Genomic DNA, 6315 nt, shown 5'->3' with positions numbered 1-6315 from the left:
CCGGGATAATAACCAGCGGGAGATTCCCCACGTCCCGCCTCCCGACCAGCTATACGGCCAACACCTTCCTCTGCGTCAGGACTGCTGGCTACGACCCCGTATACGACAGCCTGAAGCCCGACGATATCCCAGGGCTGGACGCCAGCAAGATAGTCTCCGGCAGATTCCCCCTCTCCAGGATGCCCGACGGATCATCGGGCTACGCACTAATCGCCCAGGGATACGGCGCGGATCCGGCGTGGGGCACGATAGACAGGATATACGGGACGATAACCGACTCGCAACACGGATCCAAGACCACCATCCCAAGCGCCCATCACCCATACCCGATCCCCTCCGCGGGAATCGCCGACGGGGCCGTCACCACGGCGAAAATTGCCGACTCGGCGGTGACGACCGCGAAGATAGCGGATGGGGCGGTCGCCACGGGGAAGATCGCGGACCTGGCCGTCACCTCCGCCAAGATAGCGTCCGGGGCGGTAACCACCGACAAGATAGCCGATTCCCAGGTTACGACCGCGAAGATAGCCGATGGGGCCGTTGCCACGGCGAAGATAGCCGACTACGCCGTCACCTCGGCCAAGATAGCTTCCGGGGCAGTTACTACCGACAAGATAGCCGACCTGGCGGTAACCACGGCGAAGATAGCGGATAAGGCGGTAACTACCGAGAAGATAGCCGACTATGCCGTCACGGCCCCCAAAATCTACGACTACTCCGTGGGAACCAACAAGATAGCCGACGGGGCGGTCACGACGGCGAAGATAGCCGACGGGGCCGTTACCCTTCAGAAGTGCGCAGATGATGTAGCATACCATGCATCGAGGCACGTCAGCGGAGGATCCGACCCGATAACCGGCTGGATAAGCCCCTCCGAGATCGGGCCCAGGAGCGACAGCGCCGCGGATCTAATCTTCAGGACCAAGAACATATTGGGAACGTCAAACGTGGACCACAGGCTAAGGCCCTCCGCCGACATCTACGGATACCTGGGGACATCGGACTACAGGTGGTGGGCAGCATTCACCAACGCCCTGCATTTCTGGGCCGGGAGGGCGAGGGGGAGCGCCTACACCTACATCCCCCTCGACGCATCCACCCACCACTACCTCGTCCCGGCCTCCGACGGATACAGCTACGTCGGCACGTCCAGCTACCGCTTCTACCAGGTGAGGGCGATATACATAACCTCCGGAGACCTCGGCTTCGAGGAGGACAGGTGCATGGTCTGCGGGAGGCCGTTCAGGGAGAACGACAGCATAGTCCTCAAGGTGAGGAAGGTCGATCCCGAGTCGAGGCAGATATTGACCGTGCCGGTTCACGCGGGGTGCAACCCCCACGAGATGAGCCCCGAGATGCTCCGCAGGCACGAGATGGAAATTCTCTCCCCAAAGAAGAGCCCGAGGGACGAGTTGCTCCACAGGTGGCCCAACCCCGAGGTGGGCTTCGAGATAAAGTGGGTCAAGCCTATAGACGACGAACACATGTACATCCAGGCCGAGTTCGACGACGGCGTGGTCGTCTGCCCGATGGTCCGGATAGACGCATCGGAGCAGGAGGTTCTGGACGCCATAAGGGAGGCATACATGCGGGAGAAATCGGCCATAGTCGAGGAGCACGAGAGGAGCAGTAAAGGAGAGGAGAAGCTCAAGAAGATCGGGAGGCAATGGAGGGGATACAGGGGCAAGATAAGCCTCCCACCGCGCCCGGGGGTGCCCTCAGGTGCCCACGCCTGACGACATAAGCGCCCTAGAACTCAAGGGCGGCCAGGTCATAAAGGATACCTGGTACCAGAAGCTCGTCTCCGTCCTCATGGAGATGTACGAGGACACCAGCCCCCTGAGGGGAGGTCGCGTCGTCGAGGATCTAATCCCGAGCGTGGACGCCCAGCTCAACATAGGCTCCCAAGTCTACAGGTTCAACCAGGTTTGGGCCCAATATCTCTATGTCTCAGTCGGGTTGGAGGCGGCCAGCGCGAAGATTTCGACCAACCTCGTCATGCCGACGTCCCGGCCCCCATCCCCGGAGCCCGGGAGCGCGTACTTCGACCCCTCCACCTCAAGGCTCTACATATACGACGGAACCGCCTGGAAATCCGTGTCCCTGGCTTAAAAGCATATATCCGGGCGGCCACAGCTCTTATCAGAGACCATGAGCGGGAGGAAAATCCCCTCCAGATTTAAGAGGCTACAGGAGGCTGGCTGGAAGGCGGTCCTCCAGACCATCGCGGTGTTCCTATTGACGACCGGTGCCCAGCAGATACAGCAGGGCAACTACCTCATAGGCGGGGCCGTCTGCGTGATAGGGTTCATACTCTTCCTGGCCGCAAACTACTCGTGAGGCGGTGAGCGCCGATGGCCTGCCCGAAGCTCAAGAAGAGATTGGACGAGCTATTGATGGAGCCGGGCATAGCCGGATACTCCATCGTCGGCAACAAGATAGTCGTCTACGTAGAGACCGAGGAGGCCAAGGCCACGGCGATGGCCGCGAAGATAGAGGGCTTCGAGGTGGAGGTCAAGAACATAGGGAGGCTTGAGATGCTTTGACGTTTGACAGGACGGCTAGGCAACAGGCCCTAGCCGGCGGCATATCGGTCGGCAGCGAGGAGGTCACGGCCGGAACCCTGACGGGCAGGTTCGTCGACCTCGTGGATGGCGAGCGCGTGCTGGTCAGCAATTTCCACGTCTTCGAGGGCAGGCCCGGGGAGACCGCGATCCTGCAGCCGGCCCCCTACGATGGCGGAAGAAAGCCCAAAGATGCGGTCGGAATATTGAAGAGATACATCGAGCTCGAACAGAGGGAGAAATTCCCCTGGTGGAAGCGCCTCCTCTGCGCCATCTTCGGGTGGCTCCTGGAGGAGTGGTGCACCCCAGAGGCCCTGCCGAGCAGGCTGGACGCGGCCTGCGCCAAGTTCACGGCATCGGATAGATCCCTCGAAGGAGGGGTGTACCTCGACGACGGCTCGATAATAAGGCCTAAGGGCGCTCATTCCGGAGATGGCATCGGCGGCAAAAAGGTCTGGAAGAGCGGCAGGACGACCGGCATAACGACCGGCGTGGTCGAGACCGACGCGGCGAAGGTCAAGGTCTGGTACGGCGACAGGTGGATAATCTTCGAGGACATCATACTCGTGAGGGGCGTGGCCAGGGGAGGGGACTCCGGCTCCCCCGTCTTCCTCATGTCGGGAGAAGGGCCGAGCGAGGAAGACCAGATATGCGGGATACTCTTCGCCGGATCGACTGACTTCTTCGCCGCCTGCAAGTATAAATACCTCAAGGAGCTCCTCAAGGTGGAATGGCTCCCATAATCCCCCTCATCCTGGCATCGGCCGCCCTGGGCATCACCATCTGGGCGGCCTGGCGGAAGTCGATCTCCGGCATGCCCCTGATAGTCGGAGTCTGGCTCATGATGCTAATAGCCTACCTAGCCCTCGCGTGGTTCCCCCCGACCCCTGGCCAAATAGCCGCCATATTCTTCATGGCCGGACTGGATGTCTTCCTCCTCGCGTGGGGCATCTACAACTGCGTGGTCGAGCTGTACTACGCCAAAAAGGAGCTCTCCATAACGCTTAGGCCCACCTCGGACGACAAGAGCCACATAACCATATACAAGCAGCCCAGGTCGACCTACGGCGTGCTCTACGGCGTCGTCCCCTGGTCATCGGAGGGGGCCGACATAATCCTCAGGGCCCTGAACGAGACGGTCTGGGAGATGGGGTACAAGCTGGACAAGTGGGGCATCGCGTACGCCGAGATAGGCGGCATCCCGGTCTGTCTCATAATGTCGATTATCCGACCAAAAACCTTTGTAGACCGCATCCTCTACTAGCTCCCCCCGAAAACGATAATAGACTCCCCTCCGGAGGCTCCGGCGTATGAGGGTCAGGGCCCAGATGGAGGAGGAGACGGCCAGCAAGATCTCCAGGCTTTGGGGCAGCCTCGCCGGGATGCGGGTCTCGATAGGGCTCAGATACTCCGCCGCCAGGATAACCGGCCAGCTCATATATGCCAGCCCGACGCCGCCCTACATCCTGGTAATCAGGAGGGAGCCCGAGAACAAGATAACCGTGGTGAACTGGGCCCAGGTCGCCATCCTGGACGTGCTGGACGAGGCCCACGTCAGGATTTAGCCGGGAGGGGCGTGAAGCTGCCGATTCCGAGGTGGAGTTGCAGATCCCCCTCCTTTTTATTCCACAGCTGCCTCCCCGACTCCATGAACTTCTCCGGCGTCGTGTACATCATCCAGCCCCTGTCCCTGAAGTAGACCACGACATACCTCACGCCCTCCAGAATCAGCCTCCTCACGACGTCCCTGCTCACCCCAACCGTCCTCCACTTCGCGAACACGTGTGAGTCGTACTCCCTCTCCGTCACGTATATCTTCCCCATCGTCGGGTGGAAGTAGATTACGCCCGCGATCCTGCCGTTGTGCACCACCCTCTCGCCCCTCGTGGCCCTCATGAATGCCAGTAGTTCCGAGACCGATGGCATCTTTTTGGGGCCGCCCAGGAAGAAGTCAAGGCTGTAGCTCAATCTCCATCAACCTCGCCAAATCGTCCAGATATCCGTAGCGGATTTCCCCGCCCTCCTTGTAAGCTATCACCACCTTGAGGCCCGTCATCTTCTGTATCTCCATCAGCCTCTTCACCTCCCCCCTCGTCAGATTCTTCCTGTAGTTGCTCTTGCACTCGACGAGCCACGTCAACTGGGGTGACGATTTGGGCGGTTTGCACGCCAGGAGGTCGACGGGCTTGCTCCCGGCGAACCTGAAGACCGCGAAGCCCCTCCGCCTCAGGTCGTCCCTGACGGCCCACTCGAACCTCCTGCCCTTGTAATACCTCGACATGACCACTAACGGGGAATTCGTCGGCTCCGCTAATAAACCTTAAATTACTCGCCCGCCAACCACCAATGGGGTCATGCCGTCGAGGAGGGCGGAGAGGTGGAGGATTAAGACGTCTCCCGAGCTGTTGCACCCCAAGCTGGAGGCCCTCCACGAGCTGTCGTCCAACCTCATAGCGGCCGCATATACCAGCATAGACCAGCTCTACCAGGCCGTCTCCAGGGTACTCGACGAGAACGGCGTCTCGATAAACCAGAGGCTCCTCTACAGGAGCTACATGGAAGAGCTCTGGAAGCTGATGGGGAGCGGCCGCGGGAAGGCGCAGGAGGCGAAGTGCGGGGCCATAGTCGTCAAGTACTGGCTCTACGGAGGGGACAGGAAAATCTTATATTCCATAGCGTCCCTCATGGGGCTGGGCGTCGACTACCTAGACAGGGTGATTGAGGAGGCCTCATACATGACCGTGAAGCAGGCAGTAAAGGAGGCGATAGAGGAGACGATAGGCTCCATGGGAGGGGAAACGATAACCATATGCATCGCCCAAGACATCTCAACCGGAGTGGAAGCTCCCCTCAAGAACTACGAGAGGTGGACCCTCTATCTCAAAACCCAGGGAGCTATCGTAATCGACATATACCTAAGTCCGGATGACGGGTCGACATGGTATAAGCCAAAAGAATCTCCCGTAACCTTTGATGGGGCGGGCGACGACATCATAGAGTTCGATTACGACGCGACGAGAATCAAGCTCGTCGGCTCGAACACCACCCCGGTGACGGCCCAGGTGAGGGGCGTGTTCTAGGAGGAGGGGAGAATGGCCAGGATTCCTCCCGGTATAGATTACGATAAGCTTTTCCAGAAGCTCAAGTTCATCCCCGTGGATATATCCAAGGTCTCAGGCACATCGCTGACTGGAAGGGACTGGAGTCTGGATTTTGCCAAACTCCAAAACATCGACGTGCTACTGAGCACCAGGGCGTCTGAATCGACTTTGGGCGCAATCGCCGGCGCGCTCGCCTCGAAGGCCACGGACAAGCTGAGGGTTTCTGTGGTCGATCCGTTGCCGGGAATGGCGGATCCGACTACTAGTGGGACGTTGATTGGCTTAGTGGGGACGGGTGGAAGAGGATATGTGCGATTATTTGCCGACTCGACCACATACACGGTCACGAGCACGAGCTGGACGACCGTCAAGAGGTACAACATTAGCATCTGCGTTGGGTTCCCCATTGTCATAGGGTTTGGGGTGACTGCTTACATAGACACCCCGGGTCAGACGCTGTTCGTTAGGATAAGGAACAGGGTCGGCGAAACCCTGTGGTCGATGTCTTGGACTGAGACAAGCCCCACAACGAAATGGGCGGTTTGCACCACTAGGTGGTGCGACTTCCCCGACAACGATTCAATTATCTTGGAGGCTTATGTGACTGGAGGGACGGGATACATAACGTATTGGTATGCCGTAACCAACCC

The 6315-nt window shown here is 59.4% G+C and carries 10 protein-coding genes and 1 pseudogene; 8 read left to right on the top strand and 3 right to left on the bottom strand.

What is annotated here, in order from left to right; translation table 11 throughout:
* The 7 genes from BA066_06185 to BA066_06155 form a co-directional block, all read left to right on the top strand.
* On the top strand, nt 1–1736 hold a 1736-nt coding region (locus tag BA066_06185; GenBank protein ID RDD53112.1), incomplete at its 5' end, for a hypothetical protein.
* Nucleotides 1723–2112 (top strand): hypothetical protein, encoded by a 390-nt coding sequence (locus tag BA066_06180; protein ID RDD53111.1) that lies wholly within the window; start codon nt 1723–1725, stop codon nt 2110–2112. The genes BA066_06185 and BA066_06180, both read left to right, overlap by 14 nt.
* 39 nt (nt 2113–2151) lie before the next feature.
* Nucleotides 2152–2340, top strand: coding sequence for a hypothetical protein (locus tag BA066_06175; protein RDD53110.1), 189 nt, complete (start codon nt 2152–2154; stop codon nt 2338–2340).
* Nucleotides 2341–2354: 14 nt separating this feature from the next.
* Nucleotides 2355–2546 (top strand): hypothetical protein, encoded by a 192-nt coding sequence (locus BA066_06170; GenBank protein ID RDD53109.1) that lies wholly within the window; start codon nt 2355–2357, stop codon nt 2544–2546.
* On the top strand, nt 2543–3307 hold the full coding sequence (locus BA066_06165; protein RDD53108.1) for a hypothetical protein: 765 nt from the start codon (nt 2543–2545) through the stop codon (nt 3305–3307). Before BA066_06170 ends, BA066_06165 begins: the two co-directional genes overlap by 4 nt.
* The gene (locus BA066_06160; protein RDD53107.1) at nt 3295–3828 is read left to right on the top strand and encodes a hypothetical protein; all 534 of its coding nucleotides are present in this window, start codon (nt 3295–3297) and stop codon (nt 3826–3828) included. Before BA066_06165 ends, BA066_06160 begins: the two co-directional genes overlap by 13 nt.
* Nucleotides 3829–3874: 46 nt before the next feature.
* Nucleotides 3875–4129, top strand: coding sequence for a hypothetical protein (locus BA066_06155; protein RDD53106.1), 255 nt, complete (start codon nt 3875–3877; stop codon nt 4127–4129).
* Here the strand turns inward: BA066_06155 and BA066_06150 are convergent.
* The 3 genes and pseudogenes from BA066_06150 to BA066_06140 form a co-directional block, all read right to left on the bottom strand.
* Nucleotides 4119–4532: a hypothetical protein gene (locus BA066_06150; protein RDD53105.1), complete on the bottom strand. Its 414-nt coding sequence runs from the start codon at nt 4530–4532 to the stop codon at nt 4119–4121. The genes BA066_06155 and BA066_06150 overlap by 11 nt on opposite strands.
* Nucleotides 4516–4845 (bottom strand): hypothetical protein, encoded by a 330-nt coding sequence (locus BA066_06145; protein ID RDD53104.1) that lies wholly within the window; start codon nt 4843–4845, stop codon nt 4516–4518. The genes BA066_06150 and BA066_06145 overlap by 17 nt, the downstream gene beginning before the upstream one ends.
* Nucleotides 4846–4949: 104 nt before the next feature.
* Nucleotides 4950–5000, bottom strand: a pseudogene (locus tag BA066_06140) (hypothetical protein).
* A 656-nt stretch (nt 5001–5656) separates the two neighbouring features.
* Between BA066_06140 and BA066_06135 the strand changes: the two are divergent.
* Nucleotides 5657–6315: hypothetical protein (locus BA066_06135; protein ID RDD53103.1), on the top strand; the 659-nt coding region annotated here is incomplete at its 3' end.

The organism is Candidatus Korarchaeota archaeon NZ13-K (assembly GCA_003344655.1).
GTDB lineage: Archaea > Korarchaeota > Korarchaeia > Korarchaeales > Korarchaeaceae > Korarchaeum.
The sequence above is the reverse complement of the archived record's forward strand: the minus strand, read 5'-3'. Positions and strand labels throughout refer to the sequence as shown.